The sequence below is a fragment of the Streptomyces sp. NPDC006798 genome, from assembly GCF_040635975.1.
Classification (GTDB): domain Bacteria; phylum Actinomycetota; class Actinomycetes; order Streptomycetales; family Streptomycetaceae; genus Streptomyces.
This window is the reverse complement of the sequence record NZ_JBEYIS010000038.1, coordinates 1-18,628: the sequence shown is the minus strand read 5'-3', so window position 1 is coordinate 18,628 and position 18,628 is coordinate 1. Positions and strand designations below refer to the sequence as shown.

The 18,628-nt window shown below is 74.5% G+C and carries 17 protein-coding genes; 8 read left to right on the top strand and 9 right to left on the bottom strand.

All coding sequences use genetic code 11. From position 1 onward, the window contains the following. Positions 1–125: 125 nt before the first annotated feature. The gene (locus ABZ714_RS23930) at positions 126–1,340 is read right to left on the bottom strand and encodes an ROK family protein (protein ID WP_358827350.1); all 1,215 of its coding nucleotides are present in this window, start codon (positions 1,338–1,340) and stop codon (positions 126–128) included. 396 nt (positions 1,341–1,736) lie between these two features. On the opposite strand from ABZ714_RS23930, the gene ABZ714_RS23925 reads away from it, so the two are divergent. The 3 genes from ABZ714_RS23925 to ABZ714_RS23915 all read left to right on the top strand — a co-directional run bounded on the left by ABZ714_RS23925 (position 1,737) and on the right by ABZ714_RS23915 (position 4,153). Further along, entirely contained in the window at positions 1,737–2,963 is a 1,227-nt protein-coding gene (locus ABZ714_RS23925) for an MFS transporter (protein WP_358827399.1), read from the top strand. Between the two features lie 75 nt (positions 2,964–3,038). Continuing rightward, the gene (locus ABZ714_RS23920) at positions 3,039–3,791 is read left to right on the top strand and encodes a maleylpyruvate isomerase family mycothiol-dependent enzyme (RefSeq protein WP_358827349.1); all 753 of its coding nucleotides are present in this window, start codon (positions 3,039–3,041) and stop codon (positions 3,789–3,791) included. 35 nt (positions 3,792–3,826) lie between these two features. Further along, the gene (locus tag ABZ714_RS23915; protein ID WP_358827348.1) at positions 3,827–4,153 is read left to right on the top strand and encodes a DUF6332 family protein; all 327 of its coding nucleotides are present in this window, start codon (positions 3,827–3,829) and stop codon (positions 4,151–4,153) included. Here ABZ714_RS23915 and ABZ714_RS23910 read toward each other — a convergent pair. The 3 genes from ABZ714_RS23910 to ABZ714_RS23900 all read right to left on the bottom strand — a co-directional run bounded on the left by ABZ714_RS23910 (position 4,114) and on the right by ABZ714_RS23900 (position 7,050). Further along, a complete protein-coding gene (locus ABZ714_RS23910; protein WP_358827398.1) occupies positions 4,114–4,770 on the bottom strand; it encodes a response regulator transcription factor in 657 nt (218 codons plus the stop codon). The genes ABZ714_RS23915 and ABZ714_RS23910 overlap by 40 nt on opposite strands. Before the next feature lie 185 nt (positions 4,771–4,955). Continuing rightward, positions 4,956–6,191 carry a sensor histidine kinase gene (locus tag ABZ714_RS23905; protein WP_358827347.1) on the bottom strand — a complete coding sequence of 412 codons (1,236 nt, stop codon included), beginning with the start codon at positions 6,189–6,191 and terminating at the stop codon, positions 4,956–4,958. A 160-nt stretch (positions 6,192–6,351) separates the two neighbouring features. Next, positions 6,352–7,050, bottom strand: coding sequence for a TetR/AcrR family transcriptional regulator (locus tag ABZ714_RS23900; protein WP_358827346.1), 699 nt, complete (start codon positions 7,048–7,050; stop codon positions 6,352–6,354). A 173-nt stretch (positions 7,051–7,223) separates the two neighbouring features. Between ABZ714_RS23900 and ABZ714_RS23895 the strand changes: the two genes are divergently transcribed. Then, the gene (locus ABZ714_RS23895) at positions 7,224–7,697 is read left to right on the top strand and encodes a nitroreductase family deazaflavin-dependent oxidoreductase (RefSeq protein WP_358827345.1); all 474 of its coding nucleotides are present in this window, start codon (positions 7,224–7,226) and stop codon (positions 7,695–7,697) included. Positions 7,698–7,863: 166 nt separating this feature from the next. On the opposite strand, the gene ABZ714_RS23890 is transcribed toward ABZ714_RS23895, so the two are convergent. Further along, entirely contained in the window at positions 7,864–9,234 is a 1,371-nt protein-coding gene (locus ABZ714_RS23890) for a geranylgeranyl reductase family protein (RefSeq protein ID WP_358827397.1), read from the bottom strand. 94 nt (positions 9,235–9,328) lie between these two features. On the opposite strand from ABZ714_RS23890, the gene ABZ714_RS23885 reads away from it, so the two are divergent. Further along, positions 9,329–10,702: a dipeptidase gene (locus ABZ714_RS23885; protein WP_358827344.1), complete on the top strand. Its 1,374-nt coding sequence runs from the start codon at positions 9,329–9,331 to the stop codon at positions 10,700–10,702. Positions 10,703–11,040: 338 nt separating this feature from the next. Further along, positions 11,041–11,739, top strand: coding sequence for an MBL fold metallo-hydrolase (locus ABZ714_RS23880; RefSeq protein ID WP_358827343.1), 699 nt, complete (start codon positions 11,041–11,043; stop codon positions 11,737–11,739). Positions 11,740–11,836: 97 nt separating this feature from the next. On the opposite strand, the gene ABZ714_RS23875 is transcribed toward ABZ714_RS23880, so the two are convergent. Continuing rightward, on the bottom strand, positions 11,837–12,952 hold the full coding sequence (locus ABZ714_RS23875; RefSeq protein ID WP_358827342.1) for an NUDIX domain-containing protein: 1,116 nt from the start codon (positions 12,950–12,952) through the stop codon (positions 11,837–11,839). A 342-nt stretch (positions 12,953–13,294) separates the two neighbouring features. Next, the gene (locus ABZ714_RS23870; RefSeq protein WP_358827341.1) at positions 13,295–14,284 is read right to left on the bottom strand and encodes an ROK family protein; all 990 of its coding nucleotides are present in this window, start codon (positions 14,282–14,284) and stop codon (positions 13,295–13,297) included. Positions 14,285–14,505: 221 nt separating this feature from the next. Here ABZ714_RS23870 and ABZ714_RS23865 point away from each other — a divergent pair, with 221 nt between their 5' ends. Continuing rightward, positions 14,506–15,483, top strand: coding sequence for a LacI family DNA-binding transcriptional regulator (locus ABZ714_RS23865; protein WP_358827396.1), 978 nt, complete (start codon positions 14,506–14,508; stop codon positions 15,481–15,483). 164 nt (positions 15,484–15,647) lie between these two features. Here ABZ714_RS23865 and ABZ714_RS23860 read toward each other — a convergent pair whose 3' ends face one another. Further along, positions 15,648–16,235, bottom strand: a complete 588-nt coding sequence (locus tag ABZ714_RS23860) for a dihydrofolate reductase family protein (RefSeq protein WP_358827340.1) — start codon at positions 16,233–16,235, stop codon at positions 15,648–15,650. A 441-nt stretch (positions 16,236–16,676) separates the two neighbouring features. Here ABZ714_RS23860 and ABZ714_RS23855 point away from each other — a divergent pair, with 441 nt between their 5' ends. Continuing rightward, positions 16,677–16,949, top strand: a complete 273-nt coding sequence (locus ABZ714_RS23855) for a hypothetical protein (RefSeq protein WP_358827339.1) — start codon at positions 16,677–16,679, stop codon at positions 16,947–16,949. 78 nt (positions 16,950–17,027) lie between these two features. Here the strand turns inward: ABZ714_RS23855 and ABZ714_RS23850 are convergent, their stop codons facing one another. Then, positions 17,028–18,338 carry an aldolase/citrate lyase family protein gene (locus ABZ714_RS23850; protein ID WP_358827338.1) on the bottom strand — a complete coding sequence of 437 codons (1,311 nt, stop codon included), beginning with the start codon at positions 18,336–18,338 and terminating at the stop codon, positions 17,028–17,030. Positions 18,339–18,628: the final 290 nt, after the last annotated feature.

Sequence of the window (18,628 nt, the reverse complement as noted above, 5' to 3'; positions counted from 1 at the left end):
GGTGTCAACCGTGCCCCCGGACGGGTGGCGGCGGAGCGTGACGGCGGGCCGGGGCGCCGGTGGGGCCCGGTCGCCGTACGCCTCCGGGCCGGCCGGCGCCGTACGCCGCGCCGCGCTCTGCGGTCTCAGGCGAGGGCGCGCAGCGGGTCGTCGAGGACCGGCTGCCAGGCGAGTTCGGCCGCGCCCACCAGGCTGTTGTGGTCGAGGGTGCAGGGCAGGATCGGCACACCGCCGCTGCGGCCCCACAGGCTGCGGTCGGCGACGACGGCGCGCAGCCGTCCCGGGTCGGCGGCGAGCAGGGCCCGGTGGAGTCCGCCGAGGATGATCCGGTCGGGGTCGAGCAGGTTCACCAGTCCGGCGAGGCCGAGGCCGAGCCGGTCGATCAGCTCCTCGCAGGCGGCCCGGACGGCCGGGTCGTCGTACTCCGTACGGAGCAGTTCGCACGCCTGCGCGAGCAGGGAGACCTCGGGTCCCGGGTCCCGGCCCGCGGCGGTGAGGAAGGCGAGCGGGTCGGTCTCGACGTCGAGACAGCCGCGGCTGCCGCAGTGGCAGTCGCGGCCGTCGGGGCGGACGGTGAGATGGCCGACTTCGAGGGCGAGCCCGGAACTGCCGGTATGGAGCCGCCCGTCGACGACGAGGGCGCCGCCGACGCCCCGGTGTCCGGTGGCGACGCAGAGCAGATGCCGGGAGCCGCGCCCGGCGCCGTGCCGGTGTTCGGCGAGGGCGGCGAGGTTGACGTCGTTGCCGGTGAACGCGGGACCGGTGATTCCGGCGGCCCGGATGTGCTCGGCGAAGATCCGCTGGACCGGCGAGCCCGCGGGCCAGGCGATGTGCAGCGGGTTGAGGGCGGTGCCCTCGGGTTCGGCGACGGCCGACGGCACGGCGAGGCCCGCGCCCGCGCACCGGCGGCCGTTCGCCCGGAGCAGTGCGGCTCCGGCGTCGACGACGGCACCGATGACCTGTCCGGGGTCGGCGGAGGGGGTGAGGCAGCCGGGGGCGGTGGCGACGATCCGGCCGCCGAGGCCGACGAGCGCGGCCCGGAATCCGTCGACATGGACCTGGGCGGCGAGGACGACGGGTCCGGTGTCGTCGACGGAGAGCCGGTGCGACGGTCTGCCCTGGGAGCCGGTGGCGGCGGCGGGCCGGGAGTCGACCCGGATCAGGCCCAGCGCCTCCAGTTCGGCGGCGACGGCGCCCGCGGTGGCGCGGGTGACGCCGAGTTCGGCGGTGAGGACGGCCCGGGTGGGCGCGCGCCCGGTGTGGACGAGTTCCAACGCGGGGCCGAGGGCGCCGCGCCCCCGCTCCAGTCTCGATCTGGCGGTCGTCGCCTTGCCGTTCATGGAGGCGAGTCTCCCACGGCCGGACGGGTCCGCCGTCCCCCGCCGGAGGTCTCCCCCGGCGCGAAGGGGGTACGGCTCCGGCCCCGTGGGCGGCGGATGAACCGGCGCGGGGACGGCGGGCGATACGCGCCCCCGCCGGGCCGGGGCCGTGGTTCCGGGGCCGTACCGTACGGCTCCTCCGTACGGACTGCGCCCCCGCGCCCCGGTACGGAAAGGACGCCCCGCCTCCGGTCCGGCCGGGCGGCCGGATCCGGCCGCGCCCCGCGTCTTGTCCGAAAAGGATCGGACACCTATCCTGCGTTTGTGCCGGATCTGAACAAAACAGGGCCGGTGGCCTCGGGCGGAGTCTGCGCGGACTCCGCTCGTCCGGCGCCCGCCCGCCCCTTCCTCGTCGCCCTGACCCTCTTCTTCGCCCTCGACGGCTTCCTCTTCGCCGGGTGGGTGGTCCGTATCCCCGCCGTCAAGGAGCAGACCGGGGCCTCCGCCGGAGCCCTGGGCCTTGCGCTGCTCGGCGTCTCGGCGGGCGGTGTGGTGACGATGATGCTCACCGGCCGCCTCTGCCACCGCTTCGGCGCCCCACGGGTGACCGTCGGCAGTGCGGCGCTGATGTCGGCCTCCCTCGCCCTGCCCCCGCTCACCCGGGACGCGCTCGCGCTCGGACTGGTGCTGCTGGTCTTCGGCGCCGGGTTCGGGGCCATGAGCGTGGCGCTGAACAGCGCGGCCGTCGAACTCGTGGCCGTGCTGGGACGGCCGTTGATGCCCGCCTTCCACGGGGTGTACAGCCTGGGCGGGATGGTCGGTGCCGGGCTCGGTGCCCTGATCGCGGGCGGTCTCTCGGCCACCCGGCATCTGCTGCTGCTCGCGGCGGTGGGGCTGCTGGTCACGGTGGTCGCCGGGGTGTTCCTGCTGCGTTCGGCCGGACCCGGGCCGGGGTCCGGACCCGGGCCGGCGGCAGGCGCGGGACCGGGGAGCAGGGTCCGGCTGCGGGGCAGGACCCGGACGTATGTCCTGCTCTTCGGGGTGATCGCGCTCTGTACGGCGTACGGTGAGGGCGCGATGGCCGACTGGGGCGCCCTCCATCTGGAGCAGGATCTGGGGACCGGGCCCGGTGTCGCGGCGCTCGGCTACGCCCTGTTCGCCCTCGCGATGACGGCGGGCCGGCTCTCGGGCACGCTGCTGCTGGAGCGGCTGGGGCGGACCCGCACCCTGGTCGCCGGCGGTTCGGCGGCGGCGCTCGGGATGCTGCTCGGCGCCCTCGCGCCCTCCGTGGGTCTGGTGCTCACCGGGTTCACCGTGGCCGGGCTGGGGCTGGCGAACATCTTCCCGGTGGCGGTCGCGGCGGCGGGGGCCGTCGCGGGCCCCTCCGGGATCGCCGCCACGTCCACTCTCGGCTACGGGGGCATGCTGCTGGGCCCGCCCGTGATCGGTTTCCTCACCGATCTGTTCTCCCTCCCGGCGGCGCTGACGACGGTGGCGGTCCTGGCGGCGGGCGCGGCCGTGGTGGCGTACGCGGTACGGGACGCGGCGCCGCCGGCCGGGACCGGGGCGCCGTCCCGGGAGCCGTCCGCGGCACCACGCGCCAAAGGCGTCCGGGCGGTGGACGGCGGAGGCGGGGCGGCCTGATCCGGCTGTCGTCACCCCGTATCACGGCCCTGGTGATCCCGCCGCCGACCGGCCCCCCGGTGGCACAATCGCCGGATGGAGAACGGGGAGTTCATCGATGTCGTCGACCACGAGGGCGTACGGCTGGCGGACGCGGCCGGGGCCGCCGGGTCCGATGCCGGGGTACCGGGCTGTCCCGGCTGGCGGGTGCGGGACCTGCTCCGCCATACGGGGACGGTGCACCGGTGGGTGACGGCGCTCGTCGCGGAGGGGCGGGAGAGCTACCGGCCGCCGGAGCCCGAGCCGGAGTCCGACGGCGACGCGCTGCTCGCCTGGTTCCGGGAGGGGCACCGGGCGCTGGTCACGACGCTCGCGGCGGCCCCGGACGACCTGTCGTGCTGGACCTTCCGGCCGGTCTCCTCACCGCTGGCCTTCTGGGTCCGGCGGCAGGCCCATGAGACGGCGGTCCACCGGGTGGACGCCGAATCGGCGCTGGGCGGCGCGCCCGGTACGGCGGGCACGCTCACCCCGGTGACCCCGGGATTCGCCGCCGACGGCATCGCCGAACTGCTGGAGCTGCACGGCCAGGACCGCAGCCGGGTGCGCTCGGCGACACCCCGGATCCTGCGGGTCCGGGCCACGGACACCGGGGACGTATGGACGGTACGGATCACCGAGGAGCCGGTGGTCGCCGACGCCTCCGGGACGGGCCCGGCCGACTGCGAACTGCGCGACACCGCCGAGCGGCTGTATCTGACGCTGTGGAACCGGCTGCCGCTGAGCGCCGTTTCCCTGACCGGGGACGCCGCGACCGCGGCGCTCTGGCGGGAGTCGTCCGCCATCGGCTGAGCGGTGGCCTCGACGGGCCGCCGGAAGGAGGAGTCGTGCCGCGTCGTCGGGAGCGGACCAGGACCGAACGGGACGCCGTCACGGTCGAGATCGGGTACGCGCTGGTCAGCGCGGCCTTCGCGGCGGCGGTGGTGTTCGGCGCGATCGCCGGGCCCGGCTGGGTCTTCCCGGTGCCGACGGGGCTCGCCGACGGGCTGGTGGTCGTGGGCCGGGCCGCCGCCGTGGTGGTCTTCGCGGTCCGGGTGGCGACGGTGTTGTGGCGGTTCGGGAGGCGCCCGCGCGGCGGGGGCGGGGCGCGCGGCGGGGGCGGGGCGCGCGGCGGTCAGCCCAGCCAGCCGGGGCGGACCAGTCCGGACTCGTAGGCGAGCACCACGAGCTGGGCCCGGTCCCGGACGCCGAGTTTCACCATCGTCCGGCTGACATGGGTCTTGGCCGTCAGGGGGCTGACGACCAGTCGGCGGGCGATCTCCTCGTTGGAGAGGCCGATCCCGACCAGGGCCATCACCTCCCGCTCCCGTTCGGTGAGCGGGGCGAGCCTGCCGCCGTCCGCCGGGGCCTTGGAGCGGGCGGCGAACTCGGCGATCAGCCGCCGGGTCACCCCCGGCGAGAGCAGCGCGTCCCCGGCGACCACGGCATGCACCGCGCGCAGCAGTTCGTCCGGTTCGGTGTCCTTCACCAGGAAGCCGGAGGCGCCGGAGCGGATCGCCTCGAAGACGTACTCGTCGAGTTCGAAGGTGGTCAGGATGACGACCCTGACGTCGGCGAGCCGGGGGTCGGCGGTGATCCGGCGGGTGGCGGCGAGACCGTCCAGCCGGGGCATCCGGACGTCCATCAGGACGACGTCCGGGCGGACTTCGGCGACCAGGCGGACGGCCTCGTCGCCGTCGGCGGCCTCCCCCGCGACCTCGATGTCGTCCTGGGCGTCGAGGAGGGCCCGGAAACCCGCGCGGACCAGGAGCTGGTCATCGGCGAGCACCACCCGGACCGGGGTCCTCCGCCGGGCGGCGGAGGACGTTCCGGCCGCCGGATCCGCCGCCGCTCCCTCCCCCGCCGCCGCGCCCGCGTCCCGGGACACGACCGTTCCGGCCGCCACCGGGCCCGTTCCGGACGGCCCGCCCGGGCGGCCGGTGCCGTCCCGGGGTCCGGGGGGCGGGGTCGCGGCGCTCACGGGGTCTCCTTCGGTCGCAGGGGCAGATCCGCGCGGACCGCGAATCCGCCGCCGGGGCGTGGCCCGGCCTCGATCGTGCCACCGAGCCCGGCGGCCCGCTCCCGCATCCCGGCCAGACCGTTGCCGCTGCCGCCCGCGTCGGAGCCGGTGGCCGGGCCCTCGTCGGTGATCCGCAGGGTCAGGCCGGTGGGCCCGTAGGAGATCCGGACCACGGCGGTACGCGATCCGGAGTGGCGCACCACATTCGTCAGCGCCTCCTGAATGATCCGGAACGCGGCGAGATCGGTGCCCGGCGGCAGGGCGACCGGGGTTCCCGCCGTTCCGACGTCGACGGCGAGTCCAGCGCTCCGGGCCTGCTCGACCAGTTCGGGGAGCCGGTCGAGTCCGGGCGCGGGCGCGCGGGGCGCGTCACCGGGCGCCCGCAGGCTGTCGAGTACCTGACGGACCTCGCCCAGGGCCTCCTTGCTCGCCGCCTTGATCGTGGTCAGGGCGGTACGGGCCTGGCCCGGGTCCCGGTCGATGAGGGCGAGGCCGACTCCGGCCTGGACATGGATCACCGAGAGGGAGTGCGCGAGGACGTCGTGGAGTTCCCGGGCGATCAGCAGCCGCTCCTCGTCGCGGCGGCGCCGGGCGGCGGCGGCGCGTTCGGCGGCGGCCCGGGCCCATTCGGCGCGCCGGACCCGGAGGAGTTCGGAGCCCGCGAGTACGGCGGCGATCCAGGCGGCCACCACCAGTTCCTGCCCCCAGGGGGCGGGACCGTCGCCGGGCGGCGGCAGCCGGGCGTAGAGCCAGTGGGCGATGAGGACATGACCGGTCCAGAAGACGCCCGCCGCCCACCAGGCGGCGTGCCGGTGTCCGGCGGCGCTCACCGAGAAGACCGCGACGGCCAGCGGCAGCAGAACGGGGCCGTAGGGATAGCCGAGCCCGAGATAGAGCAGGGTGAGTCCGGTGACGGCGGCCAGGGCGGGGACCGGCCACCGGGTACGGAGCAGCAGGGTCGCCGGGATCAGCGGCAGCAGCGCCCAGCCGAGCGCGTCCAGCGGCTCGCGGCCCGCGGCGCCGTGGCTCCGGGCGGCGAAGCCCGTACCGACGACGGCGCATACGGTGACGAGCAGGGTCGAGGGCCAGGGCAGCCGGGCGGCGCGGCGGCGCTCTGGGATCCGGGCCCACGGAGGTCCGCCGTCCCCGCCCGCCGCGGGACCGGCGCAGATGGGGGCGGCGTCGTGGTCCATACCGGAAACGCTAGTGCGCGCGGGAACGGCGCGCGTCACCCCGGTGTCGTGATCACCTCTACTCCCCGGGGAGTACGGCCGCCCGCCAGCCGGCCCCGGAGCCGCCCGCCGCCGGGCCGGGACCGTACGGCGGCGGGCGCGGGACAGGGTTGTTCCGGGGTCAGGGCAGGGCCGGCAGGCCGACCTCGTACGCCAGCCGGGCGACGGCCCGGCCGAAGAACGCGTCACGGTCCTCGACGATCCGGTGGAACTGTCCGAAGAGTTCGAAGGAGAGCAGTCCGAAGAGTTCGGCCCAGGCCGCGACCATGGCGAGCACCGTGGCGGGCGGCAGACCGGGGGCGAGGGCCGCGGCGAGGCGGCCGGCCTCGCCGGTCAGGGCCGGGTCGATCGGCGGCGGGGTGAGGGGGGCGGCGGCATGGGCGTCGCGGACCACGGCGATCAGGGCCAGGCCGACCCGGGCGGCCGGTTCGATCGTGTCCCCGGGGGCGGCGTAGCCGGGTACGGGCGAGCCGTAGATCAGGGCGTATTCGTGCGGGTGGGCCAGGGCCCAGGCGCGGACCGCCGTACAGACGGCGGTCCAGCGGGTGACCGGGGGGGTATCGGGCGCGGTCCGGGCGAGAGCGTCCTCGGCGGAGGCGCCGATCGCGTCGTAGGCGTCGACGATGAGCGCCGTCAGCAGTTCGTCGCGGCTGGGGAAGTAGCGGTAGAGGGCGGAGGAGACCATGCCCAGTTCACGGGCGACCGCCCGGAGCGACAGTCCGGCCGCGCCCTCGGTGGCGACCCGGCGGCGGGCCGCGTCCTTGATGGCCGCGGTGACTTCGGCTCGGGCCCGTTCGCGGGCGCCGCGGATGGTGGTCATGGCCCGCAGTCTCGCACGGTTCGGAGCACCGGCCAATTTCGAGAGCGGTGCTCTTGCTTTCCTCCGGCGCAGCCCGCACACTGGAAACGGGAGAGAGCACTGCTCTCGAATACGAACACCGCTCTCGGCCGGGTTGTGACGACCCGGCCCGATCACCGACACAGGAGCAACGGATGTCACAGCACTCCGGTACCGCCGCCACCGGCACCCACTACCTCCGCCCCGGCCGGTTCGACAGCGCCTTCGGCCGGCTGGTGGGCTGGCTCGCCCGGCGCGGCGTGAGCCTGCTGGGGTCGGCCGAACTCTCGGTGGTCGGGCGCTCCAGCGGCGAATGGCGGAGCGTCCCCGTCAATCCGCTGACCTACGGGGGCGAGACCTTCCTGGTCTCCGCCCGGGGCCACTCCCAGTGGGTGCGGAATATGCGGGCGGCGGGCGGCGGGCGGCTGACCCTGGGCCGCTCGGTCCGGAACTTCACCGCCGTCGAGCTGGACGCGGCGGAGAAGCCCGCGGTGCTCCGGGCCTATCTGGAGCGCTGGGGCTGGGAGGTCGGCCGGTTCTTCGGCGAGGTGACGGCGGAGTCGTCGGACGAGGAACTGCGCGCGGCGGCGGACCGGCATCCGGTCTTCCGGCTCACCGTCGAGCGATGAGCCGTACGGCCACGAGCGCCGGGGAACGACCCCGTACCGGAACCGTCCCGGCCGTGACCGGGCCGACGCGTACGGCGCACCGGACGGCCGGCGACCGGCGACCGCCCGGGACGCGCCACGCGTGAGCCCGGGCCCACGAACCCGGCCCGGGCTCACGGAACTGCGGTCACGCGGTCGCCGACGGCTCCTTCTCGTCGTCCCCCGTCGTGCCGTCGCCCTCGCCGTCGGCCCCGTCCGGACGTCCGGCGGGCTCGCCCATCCGGCGGTCCAGGGCCTCCAGGGCCCGGCGGGCGACCCCGCTGCCCCGGACCAGACTCGCCAGGGTCGCCGAACCGCGGGTGATCTCGGTGAAGGCCCGCCACGCGGGGCGCAGCCCGGTGAGCGCGGCGTGGATCAGCCCGGGGCGGCGCTTGAAGACGGCGAGCATCCGGCGGCCGACGGCCATCTCGACCCCGAGCCCGGCCTTCACGGCGAAGGCGTAGTTCAGCGCCTGGCGCCGGGCGTCCACGGCGTCGTGGGCCTCGGCGATCCGGACCGCCCACTCCCCCGCGAGCCGACCGGACCGCAGGGCGAAGGAGATCCCCTCCCGGGTCCACGGCTCCAGCAGTCCGGCCGCGTCACCGCAGACCAGGACCCGGCCCCGGGAGAGCGGGGAGTCGTCGCTGCGGCAGCGGGTGAGATGCCCGGAGGAGATCGACGGCTCGAATCCGGCCAGCCCGAGCCGGGCGATGAAGTCCTCCAGATAACGCTTGGTCGCGGCGCCCTCGCCGCGGGCCGAGATCACTCCGACGGTGAGCGTCCTTCCCTTCGGGAACACCCAGCCGTAACTGCCGGGGATCGGACCCCAGTCGATCAGCACCCGACCGGCCCAGTCCTCGGCCACCGATTCCGGGACCGGGATCTCGGCCTCCAGACCGAGGTCGACCTGGTCGAGCTTGACACCGACATGGGCCCCGATCCGGCTGGCGCTGCCGTCGGCGCCCACCACCGCATGGCCCAGGATCGTTTCGCCGTCGGAGGTGACCACCGCCACCGTCCGCCGGTCGGGGACGGCCGCGCCGTGCTGCTCCACCCGGGAGACGGTGACGCCCGTCCGCAGGACGGCGCCCGCCTTCTCCGCGTGCTCGACCAGCCGGGCGTCGAATTCCGGCCGGTTGATCAGCCCGAAGAGCATCCGCTTCGACTTGCGGGTCCTGGTCAGCCGCCCGTTGAGGGAGAAGGTCACGGCGTGCACCCGGTCCCGCAGCGGCAGTTCGAAGCCCGGCGGCAGACTGTCTCTGGACGGTCCGATGATGCCGCCGCCACAGGTCTTGTAGCGGGGCAGTTCCGCCTTCTCCAGCAGCAGGACCCGGCGGCCCGCGACCGCAGCGGCGTAGGCGGCGGACGCTCCGGCCGGCCCAGCGCCGACCACGATCACATCCCACACCGGGCCGCTGTGCCCCTGTGCTTCCGATCCTGCCCCGGTGACACCGTTCTCGCTGCTCACGATGTGGTTCTGCTCCCGATCCGACGCGTGCCCGCTGCTGCCGTACGGCATCCTACGGCGCGGTCGTCCCGTCACGCTGTGGCAGGATCGATCGCGCGTTCGCCGTACACCAACCCTCAACGTCGCATCCACGAGGAGCGTGCCCATGTCCGACCATTCGATCGCCGAGACCGTCGCGGGGCTGATGCCCCGGGCCCGGACCGAACTGGCCGAGCTGGTCGCGTTCGCCTCGGTCGCGGACCCGGCCCAGTTCCCCCGGAGCGAGTGCGAGGCCGCCGCGCGCTGGTGTGCGGACACCCTGCGCGCCGAGGGCTTCCAGGACGTGTCGGTCTTCGGCACACCCGACGGCACGGAGTCGGTGTACGGATATCTGCCGGGCCCGCAGGGCGCTCCGACGGTGCTGCTCTACGCGCACTACGACGTCCAGCCCCCGCTGGACCCGGACGGCTGGGACTCCCCGCCGTTCGAGCTGACCGACCGGGACGGCCGCTGGTACGGGCGGGGCGCCGCCGACTGCAAGGGCGGCTTCATCATGCACCTCCTCGCGCTGCGCGCCCTGAAGGCGAACGGCGGGGTGCCGGTCGGGGTGAAGGTGATCCTGGAGGGCTCCGAGGAGCAGGGCACCGGCGGTCTGGAGCGGTACGCCGAGGAGCACCCCGACCTACTGACGGCGGACACCGTGGTGATCGGTGACACCGGCAACTTCCGGACCGGGCTGCCGACGGTGACGGCGACGCTGCGCGGGATGACCGTGGTCCGGGTCCGGATGGACACCTTGGCGGGCAATCTGCACTCGGGGCAGTTCGGCGGGGCCGCGCCGGACGCGCTGGCCGCCCTGATCCGGGTGCTGGACTCGCTGCGGGCCGAGGACGGCTCGACCACCGTCGACGGGCTGACGGCCGATCAGGAGTGGGAGGGCCTGGCGTATCCGGAGGACGCCTTCCGGGAGGACGCCAAGGTCCTGGACGGGGTCGGTCTGATCGGCTCCGGCGCGGTGGCCGACCGGGTGTGGGCCAGGCCCGCCGTCACGGTCCTCGGTATCGACTGCCCGCCGGTAGTGGGCGCGACCCCGTCGGTCCAGGCGAGCGCGCGGGCCGCGGTCAGTCTGCGGGTGCCGCCGGGCCAGGACGCGGTGGCGGCGACGAAGCTGCTGACGGCACATCTGGAGAAGCACACGCCGTGGGGCGCGCGGGTCTCGGTGGAGCACGTCGGGCTGGGGCAGCCGTTCCTCGCTGACACCGGCAGCCCGGCCTATACGGCGATGGCGGACGCGATGCGGGTGGCCTACCCCGGCCAGGAGATGCAGGTCTCGGGCGAGGGCGGCTCGATCCCCCTCTGCGGCACCCTCGCGGGGCTCTACCCGGAGGCGGAGTTCCTGCTGATCGGGCTGAGCGAGCCGGCGGCGCAGATCCACGCCGTGAACGAGTCGGTCTCGCCGGAGGAACTGGAGCGGATGTCGGTGGCGGAGGCCCTGTTCCTGCGGAACTACGCGGCGTCCAAGGGTGTGCCGACCGGCTGATCCTTCCGCCGGGCGCCCGGCCTCGCGGCTCGCCCGGCGGCTTGTCTCCGTGAGCCGCCGGGCGATTCGCCGCCGGGAGAACGGCGGACGGCCATCGGCGTGACCGGGCCGACGGCCCGTCAGAGCCGGGGCGGGCCGGGCCGGTCGGAGCGTCAGTGCCGGACCTCCGGTCTCCGGGGCGTCTTCCCTTGCCTGCCGGGGCGGTGATCCGGGACCGGTCCGGGTACGGCTCCGACTCCATCGCGCCGGGCCGCGCGCCGGGCGATTCAGCGTCGGGCGGAGATCGCCGTCGGCGTACTTCCGGGACGCGGCGGTCCGGCCGTGCCTGGGTTCGGGGCATGGGCATCATCGACGTACGGCCCCGGCTCCATAGGTTCCGCTTCCGGATCGGCCAGGCGTATCTCCGGCGCGACGACGGCGGACTGACCCTGATCGACTCCGGTGGCATCGACGCGGCGGCCGTGGTCGAGGAGGGGATCAGGACCACCGGCGAGGACCCCGCCCGGCTCCGCCAGATCGTACTGACCCACTGCCATCGCGACCATGTCGGCGCCGCCGGTGAGCTGGCGGACCGCTACGGCGCCGAGATCGTGGCGCACCGGCTGGACGCCCCGGTGACCCGGGGCGAGGCGCCCGTACCCGAGCCGGTACTCCTCGACTGGGAGCGGCCCCTGCGGGAGCACGGCCTCACCGTGCCAAAAGCCCCGCCGACCAGGGTCGACCGGGAGGTGGCCGACGGCGACGCACTGGACTTCGGCGACGGCGCCGTGGTGGTGAACGCGCCGGGGCACACGGACGGCTCCCTGGGCGTCCATCTGCCCCGGCACGGGGTCCTGTTCACCGGGGACGCGGTCGCCGCCGCCGACCGGGTGATCCTCGGGGTGTTCGACACCGACCGGGCGCGGGCCAAGGCGTCCATGGCCAGGTTCGCCGCCCTCGCCCCGACCACGGTCTGTTTCGGTCACGGGGATCCGGTGACCAGAGACACGGCGGCGGTACTGAAGGCCGCGGCCGAGGAGGCCGCGGCGGCCGGCTGAGTACGGTTCGGTGCGGTCGAAGCACGGGGCGCGGTCAGGCGTGCGCTCCATTGCAGAAACGTTTACTCAATAGAGCGTCAGATGGCCCCGGCAGCCGTCAGCCGACCGGTACGCCCGACTCCAGATTGAGTACGACTCCCCGCTCCCGGGCCCGCAGCGCCCAGCGCAGGCGCTCGTACCGCTGGGGCGGCAGCAGTCCGGCCGCCTCGCGCTCGCCGACGAACCGCCAAGCCCGCAGCTCCCGTCCGGGCAGCCGGACCCGGTCGGCGTCGGCCCGGTCGAGCCGGCCGCCGTCGAAGAGCAGCCGCAGCCCGCCGTGGCCGGGTGGTCTCGGCGGCTCCCAGTCCACCACCAGCAGCCGGGGCACCCGGCCGAGAGCGATGCCCAGTTCCTCGGTGACCTCGCGCATCCCCCCGCGCGCGGGCGCCTCGCCCGACTCGACCACACCGCCCGGGAACTCCCAGCCGGGCTTGTAGGTGGGGTCCACCAGCAGGACCCGGTCCGCGTCGTCGAAGAGGAGCACCCCCGCGGCGACGGTCTCGGCGGCGGGCCGCGGGGTCTGCACGATCTCGCAGACCCCCGCCTCCCCGGTCCGTACCGCCTCGGCGATCCGGTGCGCGGTCCCGCGCGGGTCGAGCCTGCCGTTGTCGACCACGAAGGAGTCGTCGCGCAGCCACTCCAGGGCCGCGCGATACGGCTCGACCTGCTCGTACGCCCAACGGCGGCGCCGTTCCCGGTCGGCGGGGGCGGCTCCCCCGTCCGCGCCCACCGCGCCCGCCGGGCGCGCGGCTCCGGACCCTTGGTCGCCGCAGCGACCGCCACCGCCGTCGGCGGACTCGGCCCGAGCCTCGATCCGGGCGCGCAGGATCGTTTCGTCCGGCGCCAGCAGCACCTGGCACACCGGAATGCGCCGGGCGGCCAGACCGCCGAAGATCTCGTCCCGGTACTCCTGGCGCAGCAGGGTCATCGGCACCACCAGCACCCCGCCCAGCTCGGCCAGCATGGCGGCGGCCGTGTCCACCACGAGCTGCCGCCAGATGGGCAGATCCTGGTAGTCCGTCACCTCGTCGAGGGCCTTCGGCGGCAGCAGCAGCCGGAGTCCGTCGCCGATCAGTTCGGGGTCGTACAGTGTGCTGTTCGGGATCAGCTCGACCAGTTCGCCCGCGGTGGTCGTCTTCCCGGCTCCGAACGCGCCGTTCAGCCAGACGATCACGTTTCCCCCTCTTCCATAGCCCACAGTGGATTGCCCGCAACGCCGTACCGCGTAACCCGCCGGAACCATCCCTGGCCGTCACCGGTCGAACTGTGTCCGCCGGTGCACCCGATTCCGTGCCGGGCGTCCGCGGAGGCGCATAGCCGTCTCACCCTACGAAAGGGGTCCCGAGACGTCTCCGCCCCTACCGGGCCCGGCGATGGCCGGACCCGGTCGTCCACCGTTCCCCCGCCGTTCGTCCACCAGATCTCCGGACGGCCACCGGGTCCTGAGCCGTCGTACGGCGGCTTCCGGGTCCGGGGCGGCCCGCCCCGGACACCGGAACCGCTCGCACTCCGCCACTCATACGCCGCCGCAGACAGCCGTCTCGTCCGGCGCTCCGTCCGCCTTCTCGTCCGGCCGGGCGTACGGCGCCGTCACCAGCGCCGCCGCCCCGATCAGCCCGGCGTCGCCGCCCGTCAGCGCCGGGGCCACGACCAGCCCCCGGGTGAACGAGAGCGTGGCGTAGTCGCCCATGCTCCGCCGCAGCGGTTCGAAGAGGACGTCGCCCGCCCCGGCCACCCCACCGCCGATCACCGCCGTCTCGACGTCGACGAGCGCCGCCGCGGCCGCGATCCCCGCCGCCAGCGCCTGGGCGGCCCGGGCGAAGGAGGCCCGGGCCACCGGGTCACCGGCCCGCGCGGCGGACGCCACGGCGGCGGCCGTGATCTCCCCGCCGGGGCCCGGCCGCCAGCCCGCCGCGAGGGCCCGGCGGGCGATGTTCGGCCCGCTCGCGATGGACTCGACACAGCCGCGCCCGCCGCAGGGGCACAGGTCGCCGTCGAGGTCGACACTGATATGGCCGAGGTGACCGGCGTTGCCGCTGGGGCCCGGATGGACCCGGCCGCCGATGACCAGACCGGCGCCGACCCCCGTCGAGACCACCAGACACAGGGCGTTGTCCCGACCCCGGGCCGCGCCCCGCCAGTGCTCGGCCGCGGCCATCGCCACCCCGTCGCCGACCAGCCCGACGGGCAGCCCGCCGGTCACCCGGCGGACCCTGGCCACCAGTGGGAAACCCCGCCAGCCGGGGACGTTGACCGGACTGACCGTCCCCTCCGAGGCGTCGACGGGCCCGGCACTGGCGATGCCCACGGCCACCACACGCCGCCACTGCGGTCCGGCGGAGAGTTCGGCCAGCACCTCCGCCACCGCGCCCATCACCGTCTCGCCGTCCTCCAGGGCGGGGGTGTCCCGGCGCGCCCTCAGCCGGATCCGGCCCGCCCGGTCGACCAGTCCCCCCGCGATCTTCGTACCGCCGATGTCCAGCGCCGCGACAAGTTGCGTCCGCATGGTTCCCACGTCCCCGTTCCCCCGGTACAGTGCCGCAACCGCGGCACCGGGCGTCCAGTCTTCCCTCCCCTGACAACGTTGTCCAGGTTCTATGCTCAACGCTGCAACTCCACTTCACCGCACGACGACGGGACGACGACACCGTGGCCGAGACCGACCGTTCCCCCCTCCTCTCCGAACGTTCCCGGGGCCCTCAGTCCCGGTACGGCAACCGGCCGACGATGAAGGACGTGGCGGCACGCGCGGGGGTGGGGCTGAAGACCGTCTCCCGGGTCGTCAACGGGGAGCCGGGAGTCACCGCGGACACCGAGCGCCGGGTCCAGGAGGCGATCGACTCGCTCGGGTTCCGCCGCAACGACAGCGCCCGGGTGCTGCGCAAGGGCAGGACCGCCTCGATCGGCCTGGTGCTGGAGGATCTGGCGGACCCCTTCTACGGGCCGCTGAGCCGGGCGGTCGAGGAGGTCGCCCGGGCGCACGGCGCCCTCCTCATCAACGGGTCGAGCGCCGAGGACCCGGAGCGCGAGCAGGAGCTGGCCCTCGCCCTGTGCGCCCGGCGGGTGGACGGGCTCATCGTCATCCCGGCCGGTCACGACCACCGCTATCTGGAGCCCGAGATCAAGGCGGGGGTGGCCACCGTCTTCGTCGACCGCCCGCCGGGGCGGATAGCCGCCGACGTAGTGCTCTCCGACAGCTACGGCGGGGCCCGGGCGGGGGTGGCCCAGCTGATCGCCCACGGCCACCGCCGGATCGGTTTCATCGGCGACCAGCCCCGGATCCATACGGCGGTGGAGCGGCTGCGGGGCTACCGGGCGGCGATGGAGGACGCCGGTCTCACGGTCGATCCGGACTGGGTCTCCCTCGGGTCGACGGCGCCCGAACGGGTCCGGCGGGCGGTGGACGACATGCTCGACGGCTCCGGCCCGGTGACGGCCCTGTTCGCGGGGAACAACCGGGTGTTGGTGACCGTGGTCCGGGCCCTGGCCGACCGGGAGCGGAAGGTCGCGCTCGTCGGCTTCGACGATATGGAGCTGGCCGATCTGCTCGGGATCACCGTCATCGCCCAGGACGCGGCCCTGCTGGGCCGGACGGCGGCCGAGCGGCTGTTCCGGCGGCTCGACGGCATCGAGGAGGAGCCGGCCAGGCTGACGCTCCCGACCCGGCTGATCCCGCGCGGCTCCGGGGAACTCCCTCCGGCGTAACGTCCCTTCGGACACGGGTACGCCCCGTCCGCCGACGCCCCCTCCCCCGCTACGCGGCACGGTCCGTTTCCTTCGGATCGTCCGATCCCCGGTTGATATGCGCCGGCCTCGCCGGACTCCGCCTCACCGCCGGCTTCATCCGGTCCGCGAGGTGGTCCGGGACCTCAACCCTCGGTACGGCGCCGGTAGGTGTTGATCACTACGCCGGACGGTGTCGGCCGCGTCGCGGTCAGGGTCAGGCGGCGGCTCTTGCCGTCGGCGAAGAGCCGCTTGCCGCCGCCCAGGACGAGAGGAAAGACCAGCAGCCGGTACTCGTCGACGAGGTCGTGTTCCATCAGGGTTCCGAGCAGCCCTCCACTGCCCAGCACCACCGTCTCCTTCTCGGACGCGGCCTTGATACGGCTGACCTCCTCCGCCGGATTCGCGCCGAGGACGGTGGTATTCACCCAGCCCGGATCCCCGAGCGTGCGGGAGGCCACGTACTTGGGCATCGCGTTCATCGCGGCCACCGCGGAGTCGTTCATATCGGCGTACGGCCATGTGGCGGCGAAGATCTCGTACGTTCTGCGGCCCAGGAGCAGGGCTCCGGCCCCAGCCGTGGCCTCGCTCATGAAACGCTCCACCGCCTCGTCCACAAAGGGCAGCACCCAGCCGCCCTGATCGAACCCGCCGTCCCGGTCCTCATCGGCCGAGAGGACCGACTGCATGACGCCGTCCAGCGAGACGAAGTTGACCACGACCAGCTGTCCCATGTGCTGCTCCCATCTGTGTGCATGCCTCATCGAGGCTGACTCCGCACAGGAGCGGGACTCATCGGTCGCGGCGGCAGCCGCGTCCCGGGCCAGGCGTTGATCCCGAAGAAACGGCCTCGCCTCCACGGCCGCGCCCCGCGCCCCTGTCCGGCGCGGGGCGCCGCCGTGCCGGGTCCGCCGCCCGGGGGCTTCTGGTCCAGACCTGACCGGAACCGTATGCCGCCCGTCGGACGTCCTGAGCGCTGGACCCCGGAACGACACGAGTCAGCACGGAGCGCCTTCACAGGACACACATATTATCGGCCGAGTCATCCGCATATCAGCCAAATCATTGGGGAATCTGCGCTTCCCATTGCTTCACGAGATATGTCCGGACAGTCTTTCTTCCGCCATCGGGGCGCGGACCCCGATGACATCGGCGAAGAGGGAGGGCTCGACCTCATGTCCATTCGCAAGATGTTCGCCACCGCCGCGGTGGTGGCGGCCGTGGCCGGTGCCGGACTGATGACCGCTCCGACCGCCCAGGCGGCCGACACCGGCACGACGACGTCGTCGGTCCAGCCCACGAGGTGGACCCCGTGGGGCAGCTATTCAAACCTGGGCCAGTGCCACTGGGCGGGCAACTGGGCCGTCATGAACGCGGGCGCGTCCTACTTCAACTGCGCCCACAACGCCCAGACCAACCTCTACGACCTGTTCATCTGGCGCCCCTGACGCTCCGAACCGCACCCAGCACGTCACGCCCGCGGCCGTGCACGGCCGCGGGCGTCCCCCGTTCCGGGCGGGGTCCGGCTACCCGGGCTCGGCGCCGGGCCGGGACGCCGGGCCGGTACTGCGGGCGGGGGCGTACGCCTCCAGTCCGGCACGGGTCAGTCCGGTGCGTCCGGTGACCTCCGGCGGATCCAGCGCGCCGCAGTCGAGACCCCGGAGCAGGAACCCGGCGAGGGCCCTGGCCGTGGCGGGTTCGTCCAGCACGTCGCCGGTGTTCCGGGCCGCGTACGAGGCGAGCCGGGCGGCGGCCCGGTCGAGGCCCTCGCGGTAGAAGGCGAACACGGCCGCGTACCGGGTGGGGAGTTGGCCGGGATGCAGGTCCCAGCCCTGGTAGTAGCCGCGGGCCAGCGCTCGCCGGACCAGGCCGTAGTGCAGCCGCCAGGCTTCGTGGACGTGTTCCGCCGGGCCGACGGGCAGCACATTGGTGGAGCCGTCCGAGACCCGGACACCGGTTCCCGCCGCCGCGACCTGCATCACGGCTTTGGCGTGGTCGGCGGCCGGATGGTCGCTCGCCTGGTGTCCGGCGGCGATGCCGAGACCGGCGCTGTAGTCGTAGGTGCCGTAGTGCAGCCCGGTGAGTCGCCCTCCGGCGGCGTCGATCAGCCGCGCCACGGTCGCGGTGCCGTCGGCGGCCAGGACCGCCTGGCTGGTCTCGATCTGGACCTCGAACCCGATCCGGCCGTCCGCGATGCCGTGCGCCCGCTCGAACGCCGTGAGCAGCCCGGCCATCGCGATGACCTGCTCGGCCCGGCTCACCTTCGGCAGGGTGAGGACCAGTCCCCCGGGCAGCCCGCCGTGTTCGACCAGCCCGGTGAGGAAGACGTCGAGGGTCCGGATGCCCCGGTTCCGTACCGCGGCCTCCAGAGACTTCATCCGGATACCGGTGTACGGGGCCGCGTCGCCCCGCCGGTACGCCTCGGCGACCAGCCGTGCCGCGCGGGCGGCGTGCCCGTCCTCCTCCGCGTCGGTCCGGCCGTCGTAGCCGTCCTCGAAGTCGATCCGCAGATCCTCGACGGGCTCCCGCGCGAGCTTGGTCCGAACCCGGTCGTAGACGGCCTCGGCCCGCGCGCCGGGCAGCCCGATGACGGCTCCGAAGGAGGCCGCGTCCGGGGCGTGTTCGGCGAGTACGCCGAGGGCCGCGCCGCTCCAGGTCCGGAGGGTGTCGGTGGTGAGGTCACGGGCGGACACATAGACGGTGTGGACCGGTTGGCGGGTGCCGGGGTCGCCGGGGTAGCGCCGGGCGAGTTCGGCGTCGACCGGCGCGAGCAGGGTGTCGACCGCGGCGCCGGTCGCCGTACCGAAGGTGGTGGCCGGTGGTTTCCGCTGCGCCATCGCCGTACGCCTCCCCTTCCGCGGTACGGAGTCACGCGTTCGTACGGGGCAGCTAAGCGGTGGTCGTGATCGCCGTCAACGGCGCCGGTGGCGGGCCGGAACGGCCGGAGCCGCACGGTGGGGTTCCACCGTGCGGCTCCGGCCGTACGTCCGTCTCCCCGGATCGGCCGTCGCGGCGGCGACGGATCCCGGGGGCCGGTTCAGCCCTTGCGCTTGTTGATCTCCTCGGTGAGTTGGGGGAGGACGGTGTGGAGGTCGCCCACGACGCCGTAGTCCGCCAGCTCGAAGAT